Source organism: Paraburkholderia denitrificans (assembly GCF_042655705.1).
GTDB lineage: Bacteria > Pseudomonadota > Gammaproteobacteria > Burkholderiales > Burkholderiaceae > Paraburkholderia > Paraburkholderia denitrificans.
The window spans coordinates 44,984-66,103 of the sequence record NZ_JBHSMP010000009.1; the positions used below are offsets into that span (position 1 = coordinate 44,984).

General features: G+C 64.1%; 19 protein-coding genes. 8 read left to right on the top strand and 11 right to left on the bottom strand.

Going from position 1 to position 21,120, the window contains the following annotated elements; translation table 11 throughout:
• Positions 1-323: 323 nt before the first annotated feature.
• Positions 324-1,880, top strand: a complete 1,557-nt coding sequence (locus ACFPTO_RS06110; RefSeq protein ID WP_377710163.1) for a methyl-accepting chemotaxis protein — start codon at positions 324-326, stop codon at positions 1,878-1,880.
• A gap of 194 nt (positions 1,881-2,074) precedes the next feature.
• Here ACFPTO_RS06110 and ACFPTO_RS06115 read toward each other — a convergent pair whose 3' ends face one another.
• Positions 2,075-2,821, bottom strand: coding sequence for a glucose 1-dehydrogenase (locus ACFPTO_RS06115; RefSeq protein ID WP_377710164.1), 747 nt, complete (start codon positions 2,819-2,821; stop codon positions 2,075-2,077).
• A 326-nt stretch (positions 2,822-3,147) separates the two neighbouring features.
• On the opposite strand from ACFPTO_RS06115, the gene ACFPTO_RS06120 reads away from it, so the two are divergent.
• The gene (locus tag ACFPTO_RS06120) at positions 3,148-3,402 is read left to right on the top strand and encodes a hypothetical protein (protein WP_377710165.1); all 255 of its coding nucleotides are present in this window, start codon (positions 3,148-3,150) and stop codon (positions 3,400-3,402) included.
• A 155-nt stretch (positions 3,403-3,557) separates the two neighbouring features.
• Here ACFPTO_RS06120 and ACFPTO_RS06125 read toward each other — a convergent pair whose 3' ends face one another.
• Both ACFPTO_RS06125 and ACFPTO_RS06130 read right to left on the bottom strand, forming a co-directional pair.
• Positions 3,558-3,872, bottom strand: a complete 315-nt coding sequence (locus tag ACFPTO_RS06125) for a helix-turn-helix domain-containing protein (RefSeq protein WP_010105748.1) — start codon at positions 3,870-3,872, stop codon at positions 3,558-3,560.
• On the bottom strand, positions 3,869-4,213 hold the full coding sequence (locus ACFPTO_RS06130) for a toxin (protein ID WP_377710166.1): 345 nt from the start codon (positions 4,211-4,213) through the stop codon (positions 3,869-3,871). The genes ACFPTO_RS06125 and ACFPTO_RS06130 overlap by 4 nt, the downstream gene beginning before the upstream one ends.
• A gap of 122 nt (positions 4,214-4,335) precedes the next feature.
• Here ACFPTO_RS06130 and ACFPTO_RS06135 point away from each other — a divergent pair, with 122 nt between their 5' ends.
• On the top strand, positions 4,336-4,836 hold the full coding sequence (locus tag ACFPTO_RS06135) for a DUF6933 domain-containing protein (protein ID WP_377710168.1): 501 nt from the start codon (positions 4,336-4,338) through the stop codon (positions 4,834-4,836).
• Positions 4,837-4,991: 155 nt separating this feature from the next.
• Here the strand turns inward: ACFPTO_RS06135 and ACFPTO_RS06140 are convergent, their stop codons facing one another.
• From ACFPTO_RS06140 to hemL, 3 genes are all read right to left on the bottom strand, one after another.
• Complete coding sequence (locus ACFPTO_RS06140) at positions 4,992-5,621, bottom strand: riboflavin synthase (RefSeq protein ID WP_377710169.1); 630 nt, start codon at positions 5,619-5,621, stop codon at positions 4,992-4,994.
• A gap of 47 nt (positions 5,622-5,668) precedes the next feature.
• The gene (ribD, locus tag ACFPTO_RS06145; RefSeq protein WP_377710546.1) at positions 5,669-6,802 is read right to left on the bottom strand and encodes a bifunctional diaminohydroxyphosphoribosylaminopyrimidine deaminase/5-amino-6-(5-phosphoribosylamino)uracil reductase RibD; all 1,134 of its coding nucleotides are present in this window, start codon (positions 6,800-6,802) and stop codon (positions 5,669-5,671) included.
• Between the two features lie 79 nt (positions 6,803-6,881).
• Positions 6,882-8,171, bottom strand: coding sequence for a glutamate-1-semialdehyde 2,1-aminomutase (gene hemL, locus ACFPTO_RS06150; RefSeq protein WP_377710171.1), 1,290 nt, complete (start codon positions 8,169-8,171; stop codon positions 6,882-6,884).
• Between the two features lie 424 nt (positions 8,172-8,595).
• Between hemL and ACFPTO_RS06155 the strand changes: the two genes are divergently transcribed.
• Positions 8,596-9,831, top strand: a complete 1,236-nt coding sequence (locus tag ACFPTO_RS06155) for a Bcr/CflA family multidrug efflux MFS transporter (RefSeq protein WP_377710172.1) — start codon at positions 8,596-8,598, stop codon at positions 9,829-9,831.
• 103 nt (positions 9,832-9,934) lie between these two features.
• On the opposite strand, the gene ACFPTO_RS06160 is transcribed toward ACFPTO_RS06155, so the two are convergent.
• The 3 genes from ACFPTO_RS06160 to zwf form a co-directional block, all read right to left on the bottom strand.
• A complete protein-coding gene (locus ACFPTO_RS06160; protein ID WP_377710174.1) occupies positions 9,935-11,851 on the bottom strand; it encodes a bifunctional transcriptional regulator/glucokinase in 1,917 nt (638 codons plus the stop codon).
• Complete coding sequence (pgl, locus tag ACFPTO_RS06165; protein ID WP_377710175.1) at positions 11,832-12,533, bottom strand: 6-phosphogluconolactonase; 702 nt, start codon at positions 12,531-12,533, stop codon at positions 11,832-11,834. Before pgl ends, ACFPTO_RS06160 begins: the two co-directional genes overlap by 20 nt.
• Positions 12,534-12,654: 121 nt before the next feature.
• On the bottom strand, positions 12,655-14,121 hold the full coding sequence (gene zwf / locus ACFPTO_RS06170) for a glucose-6-phosphate dehydrogenase (RefSeq protein WP_377710177.1): 1,467 nt from the start codon (positions 14,119-14,121) through the stop codon (positions 12,655-12,657).
• A 571-nt stretch (positions 14,122-14,692) separates the two neighbouring features.
• On the opposite strand from zwf, the gene ACFPTO_RS06175 reads away from it, so the two are divergent.
• The 4 genes from ACFPTO_RS06175 (at position 14,693) to ACFPTO_RS06190 (ending at position 19,012) form a co-directional block, all read left to right on the top strand.
• Positions 14,693-15,943, top strand: coding sequence for an ABC transporter substrate-binding protein (locus ACFPTO_RS06175; protein WP_377710178.1), 1,251 nt, complete (start codon positions 14,693-14,695; stop codon positions 15,941-15,943).
• A gap of 120 nt (positions 15,944-16,063) precedes the next feature.
• A complete protein-coding gene (locus ACFPTO_RS06180; protein WP_377710179.1) occupies positions 16,064-17,005 on the top strand; it encodes a carbohydrate ABC transporter permease in 942 nt (313 codons plus the stop codon).
• Positions 16,995-17,852: a carbohydrate ABC transporter permease gene (locus ACFPTO_RS06185; protein ID WP_377710181.1), complete on the top strand. Its 858-nt coding sequence runs from the start codon at positions 16,995-16,997 to the stop codon at positions 17,850-17,852. The genes ACFPTO_RS06180 and ACFPTO_RS06185 overlap by 11 nt, the downstream gene beginning before the upstream one ends.
• A gap of 41 nt (positions 17,853-17,893) precedes the next feature.
• The gene (locus ACFPTO_RS06190; RefSeq protein WP_293041233.1) at positions 17,894-19,012 is read left to right on the top strand and encodes an ABC transporter ATP-binding protein; all 1,119 of its coding nucleotides are present in this window, start codon (positions 17,894-17,896) and stop codon (positions 19,010-19,012) included.
• Between the two features lie 108 nt (positions 19,013-19,120).
• Here the strand turns inward: ACFPTO_RS06190 and ACFPTO_RS06195 are convergent, their stop codons facing one another.
• On the bottom strand, positions 19,121-19,918 hold the full coding sequence (locus ACFPTO_RS06195) for a Smr/MutS family protein (RefSeq protein WP_377710183.1): 798 nt from the start codon (positions 19,916-19,918) through the stop codon (positions 19,121-19,123).
• Between the two features lie 180 nt (positions 19,919-20,098).
• A complete protein-coding gene (gene trxB / locus ACFPTO_RS06200) occupies positions 20,099-21,094 on the bottom strand; it encodes a thioredoxin-disulfide reductase (RefSeq protein WP_377710184.1) in 996 nt (331 codons plus the stop codon).
• Positions 21,095-21,120: the final 26 nt, after the last annotated feature.

Genomic DNA, 21,120 nt, shown 5'->3' on the forward strand with positions numbered 1-21,120 from the left:
CGCGCCCTGGTGCATTAGATCGCATCCAATCGCGCAATTAGGCAGGGCTGTCCGGCACGTCCTGCTTTCACAGCCATTACGAACGATGACGGTGTACATCAGCCGACGCCAAACGTATCGTACCGGTCAAAGCAATGCCTGTTCAGGCCTGGAAAATCGCCCTTATACGTTTTAGTATCGATCAACGGGAGCGATTCACCTCGAACCAGGCCAACGTAGCTACACAAAATAAATCGAAAACAATCTCCAATGACATGTGCCGATCGTGCAGGCACAGATGGTTGTATTAACAACTGTCATGGACGAAGACATTCGGGGAAACCATGAAACTGACTTTTCGCGCAAAGCTCTTTGCCCCTCTGTTTGTTTGCTGGATCAGTTTGTGGGCGGTGACGGGAGCGGGCCTCTACCACAACAAAGTGCGTCTGCTGGAAGAGCGGCAGCTTGCGATGAAATCGGCTACCGAAATCGGCGTCTCGATCGCAAAGGATTACGCGGCGATGGTGGCCGCCGGAAAACTTCCCCTGGCTGAAGCGCAGCAACAAGCGCTGGCACGCATCAGAGCGCTGCGCTTTGGGAAGGATGGCTACCTTTTTGTGATCTCCTCCGAGCCTAAAATCCTGCTGCACCCGATCAAGCCCGAGATGGAGGGGCAAAACGTAGCGGATTATAAAGATCCCAAGGGACACCACCTGTTCAGGGACATGGCGGATATCGCGAGAACCAGGGGCGAGGGGTGGGTGGAATATGTCTGGCCCAAGCCGGGCAATCCGGATCAGTCCAGGGTATTTCCCAAGGGCACCTATGTCTTGACCTACAAGCCATGGGACTGGACGTTCGGAACAGGCGTCTATCTTGATGACCTGACCGACGCGACGATCAAGGACTTCTGGCTCGCTTTTTTCGCGCTGACCGTGGTCGGCATTTTCCTGAATGGCGCAAGCCTGCTGGTCATTCGAAGCTTGAACAAGGCTGTTGGCGGAGAACTGGAAGCCGCCGCGGACGCTGCGCGACGGATTGCCGACGGTGACCTGTCCGAAGCGGTCAAGGTCAAACCCGGTGACGACTCCAGCCTGCTGCATACGATGAAAACCATGCAGGATAGCCTGCTGAGTATCGTAACCAAGGTGCGCTCGGGAGCCGACGCGATCTCGGGTGCCGCGAGCGAAATGACTGCGGGCAATGTCGACCTGTCGTCACGGACCGAACAACAGGCGGCGGCATTGGAACAGACCGCCGCGTCGATGGAGGAATTGACGGCGACCGTGAAGGAGAATGCAGAGAACGCGCATCAGGCGAGCGAGATGGCCGTTGCAGCTTCGCGTGTCGCGGGTCAGGGCGGGGACGCCGTGGCCGAAGTGGTGAGCACCATGTCGGCCATTAACGTGTCGTCGAGGAAGATCGTCGACATCATCGGCGTCATCGACGGCATTGCCTTCCAAACCAACATCCTCGCGCTCAATGCGGCGGTGGAAGCCGCACGTGCGGGCGAGCATGGCCGGGGGTTTGCGGTTGTTGCAGGCGAAGTGCGCACGCTGGCACAACGTTCCGCCGTGGCCGCCAAAGAAATCAAGGCCTTGATCGACGATTCCGTCGGCAAGGTGGATGCCGGGACTTCCCTCGTCGAGCAAGCTGGCGCGAAGATGAAAGAAGTCGTGGAGAGCATCCAGCGTGTGTCGGACATCATCAGCGGGATCGCCGCAGCCGGGCACGAGCAAACGAACGGCATCGAACAGGTCAACCAGGCCGTCGCTCAAATGGACCAGACGACGCAGCAGAACGCCGCGCTGGTCGAACAGGCTGTCACCTCGGCGGATGCATTAGACAAAAAGGCTGGCGAATTGACTCAGGCAGTCAATGTGTTCAGGTTGAAAAATTGACATCCTGAATCTGTCCAACTGCGCGGTTTTGACTTCGCGGCGGCGTGTCCACTTGTCATCGGTCAGGACACGCGCCGCCAGTCGTCAGTACACGGGACGTCAACCGCCATAGCCCGATTCAACGCAAACGGGCACGTCGGCAGAAGCTGCCGAACGTGCCTCTTTTCTCAGAGCGGGTTCACCGCCAGTGCGCGTTACCGAAATCCCCCGCTGGCCACGATATGCTCGCCCGTCAGCCATTTAGCGTCGTCCGACGCAAGAAAAACCACCGCTGACGTGATATCGTCCGGCTGCCCAATGCGGCCGAGCGGCGTCTGGCTGATTGCAAACTTCTCGAAATCCGATCCGATGAATCCCGCGGTGTGCGTACCTTCGGTCACGACCATACCCGGATTGATTGCGTTCACGCGGATCTTCTTCGGCCCGAGTTCGCGTGCGAGCACGCCGGTGATCGCATCCACCGCGCCCTTCGTTCCGCTATAGACGGCGCTTCCCGGTGGCGTAATGGTCGTTACGACCGAGCTGACGTTGATGATGCTCGCGCCTTCGCCAAGATGCTTGACGGCAGCCTGCGTGGTGAGCAGCACGCCGAGCACGTTCGTGTCGAACTGCTTGCGGTAATGGGCTTCCGTGACTTCTTCGATCGGCGCCATCTCGTAGATGCCGGAGTTATTGACGAGAATGTCGAGGCGACCGTACGTTTCGATGGCCGTGCTGACGATACCTTGCGCGTCGGTGGCCTTCGACACGTCGCCGCCTACGGCAATTGCCTTCCCTCCGGCTGAAGTAATGGCGGATACAACGGTATCCGCACCCGCCTTGCTGCTCGCGTAGTTGACGACCACCGCAGCGCCTTCGGCCGCAAGTGCCTTCGCGATACCGGCGCCGATGCCTTTCGACGCGCCCGTGACAATGGCTACCTTCCCTGCAAGCTTGCCCATGATGTATTCCTCAGCGTAAATCGCACCATCAATTGAAACCGGTGTTTTGACTTGCATGAAGTAATCCGCCGGTGCTGAGCGTGAATGTAGAGGTCCGCGGCACCGCGATAAAGCGGCTGGAAACGAATTGACTGGCAGGATCAGCCGAACAATCGGAGTAAACGGCTGCAGAATTTTCAATCGCATTGACCGCAGCGATGAACGGATAAGGTCTGTGATGTACTTGAGAGCTTATATCCGTGGGACGAGCGTGTTCAAAGCGCTTCCAGCATCGGGTAGGTATATTGCTCTTTGTAGTGACATGTCGATTCCGCACGGAGGACGAGATGAACAAAGTGTCCCTTGCAGTTCTGATTTTCCTTTCAACGCTGATGGGTGCTGCTTACGCGCAGACGGAGAACGGCATCACGATGAGCACCGACCCGCAAAAGGTTGCGGAATTCGAGCAGCACGCACAGGACGTGCAGGCGCACCAAGGCGAAGCGCAACCGGCACGGATGGCGCCGGCGAGAGTGACGAGAGAGCATCCCTGGGTGAAGAAGCATCATCCGTACGTCGGGAAGTCTGCGCCGGCGCAGTGATTTGGCGCGTGAGCCGAAGAGGGGAATCTTTAAAGGCGTGACGGTATACGAACCGCAGAAAACGGCCGTATACCGTCACGAATACCGTCGTACCACGGTGCTTGTAGCGAGACGACGATAGGCGATGCTGAACGACGTCCGCAATCGGACATCGTTCAGAGCGTCTCCAGCATCTGTAGCGTTTCCGGGTGCTTGGCGACCAGTCGGATCAGCGTGGCGGCCTGTGCGTTTGGCTTGGCCTTGCCTTGTTCCCAATTCTGATACGTGCGCACGTTGATGCGCAGGCTTCGGGCCATGACGGCTTGCGACGCGTGAGAGGCTTCGCGCACGGCCTTGATTTCGGCCGGCGACACTTCAAGCGCATCTGGCACATCGGCCTTGATCTTGCGCAGCGTGATTTTCCCTTCGCGCTCAGCAGCAAGGGCGTCGAGACCCTCAGTCAATTCAGCAAACAGATTTCGCTTCTTCATTGCTTGCTCCGTATCGTGACCTCACTTTCCAGCAGCTTCGCGAAGGCTTTGCGCTCGTCACTGGATAGATCTGCCATTTCATCCTTGTCGTACAGTGTGAACAACCAGAATTGATAACCGCTGACCCAGTAGTAATAGATCCCTCGTAGGCCACCGCGTTTGCCCTTCTGGCGGCGTTTGTCAGCGAACCTCAACTTCCGCAAACCGTCGGTTCCCTTAATCAAGTCACCGGCCTCGGGATTAGCCAGCAGCTCTTTCTGCAGGACGGCGTACTCGTCATCCGCAAGGTAGTTCTCGCGTTCACGGGAAAACGGCGGCAGTTCAATGAAGGTCGCTTGCATGGCTGAATTATACGCAAATAGCGTATAATTTCAACGTATGTGTCGGCGAGTGGGTCGGGCCGAACCACGCTTGTTCCCTCGGCGTACATCGCTTCTTTTGGTACATGGTTGCCGCCTTTTCCATGCTCTATCTTTACTGCACTCATAAGCTGCTTAAGCGTCTGAATCCCGACGTGCTCGAGGTCGGAAGCAGCACCACGAAGCTTGGCAACTGGTACGCAACTGCTTTGCCATGGCGACCGCAGGTTGCGATGCTTGTGCACGAGCAGACGCTATTGCCGGTGCTGATGCCGCTGGCTCCGGCCGCCAATCTGGCGGTCAGGTTCCCGGGGGCTCTGGTGGATATACTGGCCGCCCACGGCGTGCCGCGTTCGTTTATCGACTCGGAAGTACGCGAAATGCAGGTCGTCAAATACGCGAAGACGCAAAATCGCAGCGTTGTCGGCATCATGACGGAGTTCACACATCTCGCCGAAGCCTACCGCGGCCACGATAAACCGAACGAACTCATCGAGCTGTCGCTAGAACTGGCGCGTACGCCATGTAGCCCGCTTTACAAGGGACCCGTGTCCCCGGAGCGGGCGTTGAAAGAATTGGCGAGCGGTGGAGGAGCAGCCGCCTGATTGCGAGCTGCCGCAGCGTAGTCCGGTTTGAGGGACAGGAGGGCTGATAACTGACGCGCTGGGGCAAAGTGCTTCGAGAGTTGCACTGTTGCCCGCCAGGAGGCTGCTTGTCGCGGAGCCAGGAAACGGTCGAGCCGCGAGGCTCCTCGCGGCGGTCAGCTACGTTGGATAGTCGACGCCGTCGACAGCATCCGCTCCACATACCGCGCGATCAGGTCGATCTCCAGATTTACCTGCGAACCGGCCTGCAGATGCCGGAGCGTCGTCACCTCGACAGTGTGCGGAATCAGGTTGATCGAGAATTCGCAGCCGTCCGCGCGGTCGTCGACCGAGTTCACGGTGAGGCTCACGCCATTGATCGTCACCGAGCCCTTGTACGCGAGGTAGCGGCCGACATCGGCGGGCGCGAGCACGCGCAGTTCATGCGACTCGCCCACCGGCGTAAAGCGCGTGACGGTGCCGAGGCCGTCCACGTGGCCCGACACGATGTGCCCGCCGAGGCGATCGTGCGCGCGTAACGCCTTTTCGAGGTTCACGTCGCCGGTCGCGGCGAGGCCCACGGTGTGGTTCAGGCTTTCGCGCGAGACTTCGACATCGAAGCGCGTTGCCGACTTTTCGATCACGGTCATGCACGCGCCCTGGATCGCGATGCTGTCGCCGATCTGCACGTCGCCGAGATCGAGGCTGCCCGCATCGACGGTGAGGCGCACGCCCGCGTCAGCACCGGCGCCAAGCGGCTTGATCGATTCGATGCGGCCCACCGCCGCGACGATTCCGGTAAACATCGTGCTGTTCCTTGTGTTCGTTTCGTGAGTGAGAGGCGCGGTGCGGCTTACGGCGCATCCGCCTGCAGGTTCTCGCCGCGCACCACGCGCGCGAGGATACGCAGATCGTCGCCGATGCGCTCGACCGCATGGAAGGTCAGGCGCGTGCGCTCGTCGAGGCTCTCGGGCGCGGCGATGTCGATCATCCCGAGCGCGTCGGTGCCGAGCAGCGACGGCGCGAGGTAGAGCAGCAGCTCGTCCACGCAACCCTCGCGCAGCAGCGAGCCGTTGAGTTTGTTGCCCGCCTCGACGTGAAGCTCGTTCACGCCGCGCGCGGCCAGTTCGGTCAGCATCGCGGGCAGATCGACCTTGCCGCGTCCGTTGCCGAGCGCCACCAGTTCGGCGCCGCGCGCACGCAGCGCTTCGGCACGCTCGGCATTGCGATCGTCGAGCGAAGCGCAAAACACGAGCGTCGGTGCGCCCGCGAGAATCTGCGCTTCGGGCGACACTTCGAGCCTGCTGTCAATAAGGATGCGCTTCGGCTGGCGCGGCGTGTCGACCGCGCGCACGGTCAGGCGCGGATCGTCTTCCTTGACGGTGCCGATGCCCGTGAGAATCGCCGACGCACGCGCGCGCCACGCGTGGCCGTCCGCGCGCGCTTCAGCGCCCGTGATCCACTGGCTCACGCCGGAGGGCAGGCCCGTGCGGCCGTCGAGCGACGCCGCGATCTTCATGCGTACCCACGGGCGCTTTCTCGTCATGCGCGAGACGAAACCGATGTTCATCTCGCGCGCTTCGTTCGCGAGCAGCCCGCAGCGCACGTCGATGCCCGCATCGCGCAGCATCGTGAGGCCGCGCCCCGATACGAGCGGATTCGGGTCTTCCATCGCCGCGATCACGCGCGCGACCTTCGCTTCGATGAGCGCGCCCGCGCAGGGCGGCGTGCGGCCGAAGTGGCTGCACGGTTCGAGCGTCACGTAGGCCGTTGCACCGCGCAGGTCGTGGCCGCGTCCGCGCGCGTCCCTCATCGCCTGGATTTCGGCGTGGTCCTGGCCGGCCGGCTGTGTGAAGCCTTCGCCGATCACCACGCCGTCCTTCACCAGCACACAGCCGACGCGCGGATTCGGATCGGTCGTGTAAAGGCCGCGCGCCGCGAGGGCGAGCGCGCGCTCCATATGGACGAAATCGGTTTGCGAGAACATCATCATGCACTTCTGAGCAACGGTTCGGGTGAGCCGGGCAAGGTGCCCGGCGCTCTCTCGTGGCGTGCGTCGCGCGCGTTTAGGCTTCGGCGAACGCGCGGCGCGCGGCGGCGATGGTCTCGTCGATGATCGCGTCGTCGTGCTTGATCGACACGAAGCCCGCTTCATAGGCCGACGGCGCGAAGTACACGCCCGCGTCCAGCATCTGGTGGAAGAAGCGGTTAAAGCGCGCGACATCGCTCTTCGTGACTTCGGCGAAGCTCGCCGGGACCTTCTCGGCGAAGTAGAGGCCGAACATGCCGCCCACCGAATCGGCGACGAACGGCACTTTCGCTTCGCGCGCCGCCTCGGTGATGCCCTGCGCAAGACGCGCGGTCTGCGCCGTGAGGCGGTCGTAGAAACCGGGCGCCTGGATCAGCTGCAGCGTCTTGAGACCGGCCGCGACCGCGACAGGATTGCCCGAGAGCGTGCCCGCCTGATACACGGTGCCGTTCGGCGCGAGGTGATCCATGATCTCGCGTCGGCCGCCGAACGCCGCTGCGGGCATGCCGCCGCCGATCACCTTGCCGAGACACACCATGTCGGCCTCGACGCCGTAAAGCGCCTGCGCGCCTTTGAGGCCCACGCGGAAGCCGCACATCACTTCGTCGAAAATCAGCACGGCGCCGTGCTTCGTGCACAGGCTGCGCAATGCGCCGATGAATGCGGGCGAGGCCTTCACGAGATTCATGTTGCCCGCGACGGGTTCGACGATCACGGCGGCGATTTCGTCGCCGAATGCCTTGAACGCCTCTTCGAGCGCCGCGACGTTGTTGTATTCGAGCACGGTGGTGTGCTTTGCGACGTCGGCCGGCACGCCCGCCGAAGTCGGGTTGCCGAACGTGAGCAGGCCCGAGCCCGCCTTCACGAGCAGGCTGTCCGCGTGGCCGTGGTAGCAGCCTTCGAACTTCACGATGCGGTCGCGCTTCGTGAAGCCGCGCGCGAGACGCAGCGCGCTCATGGTCGCTTCGGTGCCGCTCGACACCATGCGCACCTGTTCCATCGACGGCACGATCTTGCAGATTTCCTCGGCGATCTCGATCTCGGCCTCGGTCGGCGCGCCGAACGAGAAGCCCTTCGAGAGCACGCGTTGCACGGCGTCGAGCACTTCGGGATGGACGTGGCCGAGGATCATCGGGCCCCACGAGCCGATGTAATCGATATAGCGCCGGCCGTCGGCATCCCAGAAGTACGGTCCTTCGGCGCGCTCGACGAAGCGCGGCGTGCCGCCGACCGAGCGGAAGGCGCGTACGGGCGAGTTGACGCCGCCGGGAATGGTTTGCTGCGCGCGTTCGAAGAGGGCCTGGTTCCTGGACTGAGTGTTGGACATGAGTGCTGAACCTGCGTGAGTGATGTGGCGCGCGGCGTGCGATCTCGCGCCGCGTAGGGGTAATCTGGCGAAATTGTACCGGACTCGCGGGGATAGGTCCGGGGTGCAGGTTGCCGCGGCAGCCGTGCGCGCCGCGCTGGCGCAAAGGCGGCCAGCCGGGTCCGAAGGCGGATGGGCCGGGCGCGACGTCGCGTCGAAGGCAGCCACGAAAGCCGCCACGAAGGTCGTCACGACGGACGATTTTTCCGTTTTTGGCGCTGTTTTTGGAGCGCTAAAGACCGTGCCTGCCTCGGGTACAATGACTCGCTCCGATGCCGCGCGCGCCACCCGCGAAGCGGCTCATGACCGATACGGCCGCGGCTTGACGCTGCTCCAACGCACGCGGCCCGTTTCTGCCTGATCCTGCCCGCTTCTGCCCATTTCCATGCCCCATTCGCCACGCCGCCGGCCCGATATCCGGCTGATTCTGCTGCTCGGCGCGCTTGCGGCCTGCGGCCCGCTCGCAACCGACATGTACCTGCCGAGCCTGCCGAGCATCGCGCAGACGTTCGGCGTATCGGCAGCGGCGGCGTCCGCGACCCTCACGAGCTTCATGGCCGGTTTTTCGGTCGGCATGCTGCTCTACGGCCCGGTGTCCGATGCCTATGGCCGCCGCCCGGTGCTGCTGGGCGGCATCGCGCTCTTCACCGTGGCGAGCATCGCGTGCTGGCTGTCGTTCTCCATCGGCGAGCTGGTGATCGTGCGCTTCTTGCAGGCGCTCGGCGCGGGCGCGGCGTCGGTGCTCGCGCGCGCCATCGCCCGCGACGCCCACGATCCATCGGATGCCGCCAGGGTGCTTTCGATGGTCGCCATCGTCATGTCGATCGGGCCGCTGCTCGCGCCGCTGATCGGCGGGCAGTTGCTGCTGCTCGGCGGCTGGCGCGTCGTGTTCGTCGCGCTCACGCTGTTCGGGCTCGCGTGCGCCGTCGCGGCCTGGCTGCGCGTGCCCGAAACCTGGCCAGCCGAAAAGCGCGAAAGCGCGGCCGTGTTCCGCTCGTTCGCCGCCTACGGGCGCCTGCTGCGCGATCCGCTCGTGTGGGGGCACATGCTGTGCGGCGGCATGGCGTTCGCGTCGATGTTCACCTATATCTCCGCCACGCCGTTCGTCTATATCGAGTATTTCCACGTTTCGCCGCAGCACTACGGGCTTTTCTTCGGCGTGAACGTGTTCGGCATCATGCTCGGCAACGTTCTGAATACCCGGTTTGTCGGGCGGCTCGGCGTGCTGCGCATGGTGTCGATGGCGTCGACGCTCAGTTGCGTCGCGTCGCTGTTCGTCGCGCTGATGTGCCTGACCGGGTGGGGCGGGCTGTGGTCGATCGTGTTCGGGCTGTTCTTCGTGGTGAGCGTGGTGGGCGTGCTCGGCGCGAATTGCGCGACCGACCTGATGCACCGCTATCCGATGAACGCGGGCGCGGCGGCGGCCGTGTTCGGCGCGGCGCAGCTTGGCCTCGGCGCGCTCGCGAGCGCCGTGGTCGGCATGTTTCCCGGCGTCTCGCCGTTCGGCATGGGCGTGACGATCGGCGCGTGTGGTGTGCTGGCCTACGTCGGGCGCATGCTCCTGGTGCGCTGGCACGGGCATCCCGCGCCGGGTCAGGCGCGGCAACCCGCTTCGACGTAAGCGAAGCGGGCAGCGGCAGCCGCCATGAAAAATGGGACGCCTCGGCGTCCCATTTCTTTGCACATGCCGTTGTGCGCGTAAGCGGTGCGCGTGCAGGCCGCAATCAGTCGCGCGCGGTCGACGACGCTCCGTGGCTCAGCCAGTCGAGCACGGCCGATGCATCGTCGTCGGCTTGTGCGCGCACGCGTTCCATCGCGTCGTGCATGTCGCCTTCCGAAGACGCGCGGCGGATCGCGACGCCCACCGCGAGAATATCGATCATCAGCAGATGCAGGATGCGCGAGATCATCGAAAGCTGCGACTCGCGCATTTCGATGTGATCGGTTTCGAGCGCAACGTTCGCGCGGCGCGCGAGCGGCGTGTTGCTCGACGTGATCGCGATCACCTTCGCGCCGGCCTGCATTGCGACGTCGAGTACGCGCAGCAGCTCGGGCGCGCGGCCCGATTTCGACACGGCCACGATCACGTCGCCCTTGCCGAGCAGCGCCGCCGAGGCCGCCTGCATGTACAGGTCGCCGTAGGCGATGGTCGGAATGCCGAAGCGGAAGAACTTGTAATGCGCGTCCTGGGCGACGATGTGCGAATTGCCGAGCCCGTAGAACTCGATGCGGCGCGCGCTGTTGAGCAGCGAGATGGCCTCTTCGACGTGCTCGAAGTTCAGGTGCTCGCGCAACTGCAGAATCGCTGAAACGGTGTTGTCGAGCACCTTCGCGCCGAAGTCGGTCGCCGCGTCGCCCAGATGCACCTGGCTGTGGCTCACCGGAATCGTGCCCGTGAGGCCGGTCGCGAGCTTGAGCTTGAAGTCGGAGAGCCCCTGGCAGCCGAGCGAGCGGCAGAAGCGGATCACCGTCGGCTGGCTCACGTCGGCCTTGCGCGCGATGTCGACGATCGGATCGTTGATGATCGAGCGCGGATGGTTGAGCGCGAGGTCGGCCACGCGGCGCTCGGCGGGCGTGAGCGCGTCGCGCATCTGGCGGATGCGTTCGAAGACGGCCGACGAGCCGCCGCCCGCGCGGTTCGACAGCTGCTCGGCGAGGATCGCAGAGACGCCGAGGAACGCCGGATATTCGGCGGTGATGACGTAGGTGGGGACGTTCGCGAGATACGCGTCGAAGCGCCCTTTGGCCTCGAAGCGCTGGCGAAACGACGAGCGCGCGAACAGCTCGCCGAGACGTGGCACGACGCCGCCGCCGATATAGATGCCGCCGAGCGCGCCGAGCGTCATCGCGATGTTGCCCGCGAAGCTGCCGAGAATGCCGCAGAAGCATTCGACGGCTTCCTGCGCGAGCGCTTCGCCTTCGTGGGCGCGCTTGACGACTTCGGCCGGTTCGAGGTTGGCGGCGACGCGCTTTTTGTCGCGCGCGGCGAGCGCACGATAGATCAGCTCGATCCCCGGGCCCGCGCATACGCGCTCGAACGAAACGTGCGGCCACTTCTTGCGGGCGAACTGCAACACGAGGTCTTCGCGCTCGTCCTGCGGCGAGAAGCTCGCGTGGCCGCCTTCGCTGCCGAGCGCGATCCAGCGGTCGTCGGCGGGAATCAGGCCCGAGACGCCGAGACCCGTGCCCGGCCCGAGCAGGCCGATCACGCTGTTCTGGCGCCGTGCGCCGCCGCCCACCTGCATGCGCTGGGTGTCGGTGAGGCCCGGCAGCGCCATGGCGAGCGCGGTGAAGTCGTTCACGACGAGCAGCGTGTCGAAGCCGAGCGTGCGGCGCGTCGCTTCGATCGAGAAGGTCCAGTCGTGGTTGGTCATGCGCACCTGGTCGCCGTCGACCGGGTTCGCAATCGCGATCGCCGCATGATTCACGCGGCCGATCTTCACGTCGGCCAGATATTGCTCGATGACTTGCGCGACGCCCGGATATTCGGCGCACGGATACACGCGCACCTGGCCGATTTCGCCCGCGCCGGTTTCGAGCGCGAAGCGCGCGTTGGTTCCGCCGATATCGGCGAGGAGCCTCGGTCCGTCGGCGTGCTGGCCCGCGGACGGGCCAGCCTTGTTAGGCACACCAGTAGACATCGAGTCTCACTCCCTTGTCGTTCGCCAGTTTGGATATGGCGTTGTTCTGTTCGGCCGCGGCGGCCTGCTGCAAAACTTCAAGCTTACGTTGTCCCGCGATCAGCAGGAAGAGGCGATCGATCTGGCGCAGCGCCCGCATCGACCACGACACGCGCGCATGCGGCGCGGCCTGCGGATGCACGGCGACGAATGGGCGAGCCGTCGTGATCGCCTCGTGCCACTCGGGCGCGTCCGCGAAGATCGACGCCGTGTGGCCGTCCTCGCCCATGCCGAGCACGGCGACGTTGGGCAACAGGCGCTGCGGATCGGCGTTGAGCGCGGCGACGTGCGCATCGAGCGAGGCGGACACGTCCACGAGCGGCAGGAAGCGCGCGAGTGCAGCCTCGTTTTTCAGCAGCGTCTCGCGCACGAGGCGCGCGTTGCTGGCGGGATCGGATTCCGGCACCCAGCGGTCGTCTACGAGCGTGACGTCGGTGCGGGCCCAGTCGAAGCGATGCGTCGACAGCGCCTCGAGGAACGGGCGCGGGCTCGTGCCGCCGGAGACGGCGAGCGTCGCCCGGCGCGTGCCGGTGCCGGGGGCGGCCTGCTGAGCGGCGAGCGACGCATGTAGCGCATCGCCCACGGCTCGTGCCAGCGCGTCGGATTGGACGCGCGGGTCATCGAATACATGAAGCTCGATCACTTCTCCTCCGTGCAGCTATTGCGGAGATCCTTGCGGATCTCGTGCAGATTACATCGGCCATCAGCCCATCAACCCTATCTGGGCGGCCGCGCAGCGCGTGGCCGCCGTCCTGCATCCAGCGTCAGTTTTCCTCTTCGAGCCAGCAGGTGCCGTGCTGCGCGAGCATCGCGCCCGACGCGGCAGGCCCCCACGTGCCGGCCGCGTAGGGCTTCGGCGGACGCAACGAGGCCGCCCATTCGTTCAGGATCGGCTCGACCCATTTCCAGGCCGCTTCCTGCTCGTCGCGGCGCACGAAGAGCGCGAGCCGCCCGTGGATCACGTCGAGCAGCAGGCGCTGATACGCCTCCATCTGGCCTTCGCGGAAGAACTGGTCGAACGCGAGATCGAGGTGCACGCTGGCGAGATTCATCCCTTCGCCCGGCTGTTTCGCGAGGCAGTAAAGACGAATGGTCTCATTCGGCTGCAGGCGGATCACGAGGCGGTTCGCGCCGGGGCGCAGCGCGGGCGCGCCGAGCGCCGAGTGCGGCACGGGGCGGAAGTTCACCACGATTTCCGCGACGCGGTCCGCGAGCCGCTTGCCGGTGCGCAGGAAAAACGGCACGCCGGCCCAGCGCCAGTTCTCGATCTCCACCTTGAGCGCGACGAAGGTCTCGGTGCGGCTGTCTTCCTTCACGCCCGGTTCGGTCGCGTAGGCCGGCACGGCCTGGCCGCGGATCACACCCGCATGATACTGGCCGCGCACCGCAACCTTGCTGATGTCGCGGGTATCGACGGGCTTGAGCGCGCGCAGCACGCGCAGCTTCTCGTCGCGCACCGAGTCGGAATCCATCGAGTGAGGCGGTTCCATGGCGACGATCGACAGTAGCTGCAACAGGTGATTTTGCACCATGTCGCGCAGCGCGCCCGTATTGTCGTAGAAGTCGCCGCGCGCCTCGACGCCAAGTTCCTCCGCGATGGTGATCTGGATGCTCTCCACCCATTCGCGGCGCCACAGCGGCTCGAAGAGCGCGTTGCCGAAGCGCAGCGCGAGCAGGTTCTGCACCGGCTCCTTGCCGAGGTAGTGATCGATCCGGTAGATCTGGCCTTCGGCGAAGATTTCGCCGACAGCGTCGTTGATCGCATTCGACGACTGGAGATCGTAGCCAAGCGGCTTTTCCAGCACGATGCGCGCGTTGGTGTTCAACCCGACAGAAGCGAGCGCGCGGCAGATCGGCACGAACAGCGACGGACCCGTCGCGAGATAGAACACGCGGATGCCCGGCAGCGGCGCAATGGCGTCGCGCAGCGTCGTGAAATCTTCGGCGCGCGACAGGTCGAGCTTCACGTAGTCGATGCGGGCGAGAAAGCTGGCCCACGCGGCCTCGTCGAGGCCGTTTTTCGAGACGTGCGGCCGCACATGCGCGTCGACCCACTGAAGGTACTGCCCGCGGTCGTCCTCTTGCCGTGCGACGCATACGATCTTGCCCGACGCCGCGAGCATGCCTGAGCGATGCGCTTCATACAGGGCGGGGAGGATCTTGCGCATCGACAGGTCGCCGGTGCCGCCGAAGAGAACGAACGTGAAGCCTGAATCGGTCTGGGATTGCATAGTCTCCGTCACATTCCTGGGGGCCGCTGCAGGGGGATAGCGGGCGGCCGTAGCTCGACAAAAATTTTTTTGACACTGAATTGTAGTTTAACTACAATCCAAATCAAGAGGTAACGTTCAATCGATGGAAAATGCTTGCCGGAGCGCGGTATAAAGGCGCCACCGGCCCATGAATCCCCGGACGGACGGAACATTCCTCATGGTAATGGACAACGAATTTGTTCACGCGAGCCGTAGTGGACGGGTCGCGATCCGGAGGGACGTTGGGCCGCTTCACGCGAAATGCGATGAGCGGCGCCTCGACCAGCTGCAGGTGCGGGCGATCCGCGCGTCGCCCGCCGGCCGGTGAGAATCAAAAGAGGAGACAGTCAGTTGCATCCCAAGCCACTCATCCCTTGAGCGTATAGCGGCCGTACACCGGCACGCGGCTCGCGCGCATCCAGCAAAAACGCATGCTCGCGCGGCACTCCGGCGCCCGACCGTCCAGTGTTTTGCCTGTTTGAACCACAATCGCACCCTGGCGACATCAGGGGCCAAACGTTTTTTTTCAGGTGTCTGGAGGAGATAAGCAATGAAATTCCGAGCGATCATGGGCGCCCTGTGCGCCGCAGGTCTGTTGGGCAACGTCGCGGTCACCGCGCAGGCAGCCGAATCCCTCGAAGTGCTGCACTGGTGGACGTCGGGCGGCGAATCGAAGGCCGTTGGCGTGCTCAAGGACGACATGCAGAAGCAGGGCTATGTGTGGAAGGACTTCGCTGTTGCCGGCGGTGCGGGCGCGGCGGCCATGACCGCACTGAAAACCCAGGTGATTTCGGGCAATGCGCCGAGCGCTGCCCAGATCAAGGGGCCTCTGATCCAGGAATGGGCTGACCAGGGCGTGCTCGCGCCGATCGATTCGGCCGCCACCGACTGGAAGGCGCACCTGCCGCCGCAGATCGACAAGATCATGCGCGCAGACAATCACTACGTCGGCGCGCCGTTCTCGGTGCACCGCGTGAACTGGGTGTGGATCAACAAGGCCGCGCTCGAAAAGGTGGGCGGCAAGCCGCCGGCCACGTGGCCGGAATTCTTCGCGCTCGCCGACAAGCTGAAGGCTGCCGGCTACCAGCCGGTCGCAGCGGGCGGCCAGCCGTGGCAGGACCTGACGCTGTGGGAAGACGTGGTCCTCTCGCAGGGCGCGGACTTCTACAAGAAAGCGCTTGTGGATCTGGACCAGAAGACGCTCACGTCGCAGCAGATGGTCGGCGTGTTCGATACGGTCCGCAAGATCGAGTCGTACATGGATAACGGCCGCACGGGCCGCGACTGGAACCTCGCGACGGCGATGGTCATCAACGGCAAGGCCGGCATGCAGTTCATGGGCGACTGGGCGAAGGGCGAGTTCGCGACCGCGAACAAGCAGCCCGACAAGGACTACGTCTGCGCGCCCGTCCCGGGCACGGAGAAGGCCTACACTTTCAATGTCGACTCGTTCGTGTTCTTCCAGCAGAAGGGCCAGAAGGCCGCGACGCCGGGCCAGATCTCGCTCGCGAAGACCATCATGAGCCCGTCGTTCCAGGAGCAGTTCAGCCTGTACAAGGGTTCTATCCCGGTCCGTCTGGGTGTGGACATGAGCAAGTTCGACGCATGCGCGAAGCGCTCGTACGCGGATGAGCAGACCGCCATCAAGGCCGGCGGCTATATGCCGTCGCTCGCGCACGGCATGGCTCAGCCCGATGCCACCGCCGGTGCGATCACCGACGTCGTGACGAAGTTCATGAACTCCAACCAGGATTCGAAGAGCGCAGTCGCAGCGCTCGCGAAGGCGGCACAAACGAAGTAGGCAGGGTGAATTCCGCGCGCGGCACGGTTGTGCGCCGCGCGCGGCACTCTGTGCATGACGGTTTGAGCTGAACCCCTTCATCGTGCGAAGCCTCTTTCGCACCGTACCAGGAGTTGCGCAGTGACTGCTTCTCTTAGCGGCAATGGCAAGGCGTCGACGCCAACTGCCAGCCGCGTGTCGCCCATGGCGGCGCTCGCAGACCGCTGGATCCCGAAGCTGGTGCTTTCGCCCAGCATCCTGATCAGCCTTGTGTTCGTCTACGGCTTCATCATCGTCACCGGCTATCTGTCGTTGTCCAATTCGAAACTGATGCCGCGTTACGAATTTGCCGGCCTCGCTCGCTACAGGGAACTGTTCGCGAACGATGTCTGGTGGACGTCCGCACAGAATCTCGGCTGGTTCGGCATTCCGTTCATCGGCATCTGTGTCGGGCTCGGCCTGTTCCTCGCGATCCTGCTCGACCAGCAGATTCGCCAGGAAGGTGCCCTGCGCGCGGTGTTCCTCTATCCGATGGCGCTGTCGTACATCGTGACCGGCACGGCCTGGCAATGGATCATGAATCCCGATCTCGGCATCCAGCGTGTGATGCACGACTGGGGCTGGACGAGCTTCGCGTTCGACTGGCTCGACAATCCCGACCGGGCGATCTTCTGTATCGTGATCGCTGCGGTGTGGCAGTCCACGGGCTTTTGCATGGCGCTCTTCCTCGCGGGGCTGCGCGGTGTCGATGCGGAGATCTTCAAGGCCGCCCAGGTGGATGGCGCGACGCTGCCCACGATCTACCGCAAGATCGTGATTCCGAGCATGCGTCCGGTGTTCTTCTCGGTGCTGCTGATTCTCTGCCACATCGCGATCAAGACCTTCGACCTCGTCGTCGCGTTGACTGCGGGCGGTCCGGGCACGGCGTCGTCGCTGCCGGCCATCTTCATGTACACGTTTTCGTTCAACCGCGGGCAGCTCGGCGTAGGCGCGGCCTCGTCGATCATGATGCTCGCGACCGTCGTGGCCGTGCTCGTGCCGCTGATGTACCTGGAATCGAGGAGCACGCGCAATGCAGCCTAAGATGAAGGCAAGCCGCGTGGTCGTGTATGCGGCACTGATCCTGTTCGCGTTGTACTTCCTGTTCCCGCTTTACGTGATGCTGTCGACCTCGGTGAAGAGTCTCGACCAGCTGCACACGGGCAACATGCTCACGCTGCCCACGCATCCGAGCTTCGCGCCGTGGGTAAAAGCGTGGAGCGGGGCATGCACCGGCGTGCGCTGTGACGGCATGCAGCCGTTCTTCATGAACTCCGTGAAGATGGTGATCCCGGCCGTACTGATCTCATCGATCATCGGCGCGTTCAACGGCTACGTGCTCACGCACTGGCGTTTTCGCGGCGCGGACGGCCTGTTCACGATGCTGCTGGTCGGCTGTTTCATTCCGTTTCAGGCGATCCTGCTGCCGATGGCGCGACTCGAAGGCTTTCTCGGCCTCTCGAACACGATCGGCGGCCTCGTGCTCGTGCACGTCGTGTACGGCATCGCGTTCACCACGATGTTCTTCCGCAACTTCTACGTGAGCGTGCCCGCCGAACTCGTGAAGGCCGCGCGCATCGACGGCGCCGGATTCTTCATGATCTTCACGCGCATCATGCTGCCGATCTCGCTGCCGATCTTCATGGTGTGCCTGATCTGGCAATTCACGCAGATCTGGAATGACTTCCTGTTCGGTATCGTGTTTTCAGGCGTCGATTCGATGCCGATCACGGTCGCGCTGAACAATCTCGTGAACACGTCCACCGGCGTGAAGGAATACAACGTCGACATGGCCGGCGCGATCATCGCCGCGCTGCCCACGCTGCTCGTCTACGTGATCGCCGGCCGCTACTTCGTGCGTGGCCTTACGGCGGGCGCGGTGAAGGGTTGACCAGGGTCGAAACGCCCACGTTTGAATAAAGGATTCACAGTATGGCAAGCCTTTCCATTCGCGACGTCTACAAGACCTACCCGAACGGTGTGCCCGTCCTGAAGGGCGTCAACATCGACATCGAAGACGGTCAGTTCCTGATCCTCGTCGGCGGCTCGGGCTGCGGGAAGTCGACGCTGCTCAACATGATCGCCGGCCTCGAAACGGTCACCAAGGGCGAGATCTCCATCGACGGCAAGGTCGTGAACGAACTTTCGCCGAAGGACCGCGACATCGCGATGGTGTTCCAGTCGTATGCGCTCTATCCGTCGATGACGGTGCGCGAGAACATCTCGTTCGGCCTGAATATCCGCAAGGTGCCGAAGACCGAGCAGACGCAGATCGTCGATCGCGTGTCGAGCATGCTGCAGATCCAGCATCTGCTCGACCGCAAGCCGGGCCAGCTCTCGGGCGGCCAGCGCCAGCGCGTCGCGATGGGCCGTGCGCTCGCGCGCGATCCGGTGATGTTCCTCTTCGACGAGCCGCTGTCGAACCTCGATGCGAAGCTGCGTATCGAAATGCGCTCCGAAATCAAGCTGCTGCATCAGCGCCTCGGCACGACGATCGTATACGTGACGCACGACCAGATCGAGGCGATGACGCTCGGCGACCGCATCGCGGTGATGAAGGACGGCATCGTCCAGCAGTTCGGCGCGCCGCAGGAAATCTACGATTCGCCGTCGAACCTGTTCGTGGCGGGCTTCATCGGCGCGCCGCCGATGAACTTCATCGAAGGCAAGCTCGTGGAACAGGGCTCGGGCGTCGGTCTCGAACTCGATACGGGTGTGGCGCGCGGCGTGCTGAATCTGCCGTTCCAGGCGAACAGCCTGCGCGCCAATGTCGGCCAGGAAGTCGTGCTCGGTCTGCGCCCGGAGCGCATCACCGATGCGCGCAGCTCGCACGACGGTCACGGTCACGCACTGCAGCGCCACACCGTGATGGTCGACGTGATCGAGCCGACCGGCCCCGATACGCTCGTGTTCGCGCAGGTCAACGGAAAGCGCGTCGTGAGCCGCGTGCACCCGGGTTCGAACCCGCAGCCGCTCAACCAGATGGAACTGCTGTTCGACGTTTCGAAGGCGGTGCTGTTCGATCCGAAGACGGAAGCGCGTATCGCTTGATATCGCCTGATCGCGTCGTTCGCAATGCAATGAAAAGGCCTCACGCGCGGATCGCGCGTGAGGCCTTTTTGGGTTCATCGAGGATTACCGGAAACCGGCGCGCGCCGGTCAACGCGGCGGATGGGCGCCAGCCGGGCCGACCGGATGCGGCTGCAGCAGCACGAGCACCGCGCCTGCGCCGCCGTCGTGCGGCCGCGCCTGGCAGAACGCGATCACTTCCTCCTTCTGCACGAGCCACGTGCGGACCTTGCCCTTGAGCACCGGCTCCTTGCCGACGGAGCCGAGCCCCTTGCCGTGAATCACGCGCACGCAGCGCAGCCCGCGCTTGCCGGCTTCGCGGATGAAGGTCTGTATCGCCTCGCGCGCTTCCTCGCGGCGCATGCCGTGCAGGTCGAGCTGCGCCTGCACGATCCACGTGCCGCGCCGCAGTTTCTTCACGACCTCGGCGCTGATGCCGGGGCGGTGGTAGTAAAGCGAGTCGTCGGTGTCGAGCAGCGCTTCCGGATCGAAGTCGTCGGAGATGGCTTCGTGCAGCACGGCCTGTTCGTCGCGCTGCGTCTGGATCGGCAGCGGCACGGGCTGCGCGCGGCGCGCCGGCGTGCGCTCGGGCGCCTTCAATGGCGCGATGGCGCCCATTTCGCGGCGGAACATCTCGCTGTCGGCGGCGGCTTCTGTGCGGGCCGCCTGCGCAGCCGCGCGTTCGCGCTCGCGCTCGCGGGTCTGCGCTTTCAAGGCGTCGCGCAGGCCGCCGAGTCCCGCGAAGCCCGCGGCGGGCTTGCCGGCTTCGGCCGTTCCCGCAGGTGTTGCAGCAGACGTCGCCGCGGCGGAAACGGATGTGGCGGAAGGGTTGGGACGAGGCGCGGCAGGGCGCTTGGGCTCGCCGGGATGGGGCACGTTCTTCGGCATGGCGTGAGGCGCTTTCGGGTTCGTTCGGGTTCGATCGCGGCGGGGTGCGTTGGGGCGCATTGCGACGCGCGGCGCAAAAGAAAAGGGCCGCCGGCTGGCTGGCCGCGGCCCTCGTTCCGGTGCGCCGACAGGCTTCAGACCGCTATTCTAGCGGTCCGCCGCTGCGCACGGTTGCCGTCCTCAACGGTCGGCTTCCGCGCTCATGACGTGCGGCTGGCCGAGCTCATGGATGGTTTCGAGATAGCGCTGTGCGTCGAGCGCGGCCATGCAGCCCGTGCCGGCGCTCGTGATCGCCTGGCGATAGACGTGATCCTGCACGTCGCCCGCCGCGAACACGCCCGGCACGTTCGTGCCGGTGGCATTGCCGTTCATGCCGCCGGTCGTGATGATGTAGCCGTTGTTCATCTTCAGCTGGCCTTCGAAGATATCGGTGTTCGGCTTGTGGCCGATCGCGACGAACACGCCTTGCAGGTCGAGGTCGGTCGTTGCATCCGTCTTCACGTTCTTGATGCGCAGGCCGTTCACGCCGCCGTCGTCGCCCTTGACTTCGTCGATCACGTGATCCCACTTGATGTCGACCACGCCTTCCTTTTCCTTGTCGAGCAGGCGGTCGATCAGGATCGGCTCGGCGCGGAACTTGTCGCGGCGATGGATCACCGTCACCTTCTTCGCGATGCCCGCGAGGTACAGCGCCTCTTCGACAGCCGTGTTGCCGCCGCCGACCACGGCGACGTGCTGGTTGCGGTAGAAGAAGCCGTCGCAGGTCGCGCAGGCCGAGACGCCGCGGCCCATGAAGAGCTCTTCGCTCGCCAGGCCGAGGTACTGCGCCGATGCGCCCGTCGCGATGATCAGCGAGTCGCACGTGTACTCGCCCGAGTCGCCGATCAGGCGGATCGGCTTTTCATCGAGCTTCGCGGTGTGAATGTGGTCGAACACGATTTCCGTGTTGAAGCGCTCGGCGTGGGCGAGAAAACGCTGCATCAGCTCGGGGCCCTGCACGCCGTCCGCGTCCGCGGGCCAGTTCTCGACGTCGGTCGTGGTCATGAGCTGGCCGCCTTGCGCGAGGCCGGTGATAAGGAGCGGCGAGAGATTTGCGCGCGCGGCATAGACGGCGGCGGTGTAGCCGGCGGGGCCGGAACCGAGAATCAGGACTTTGGCGTGTTTGGTTGCAGACATGGTCGAAATCCGTAGAAAAACGCGGC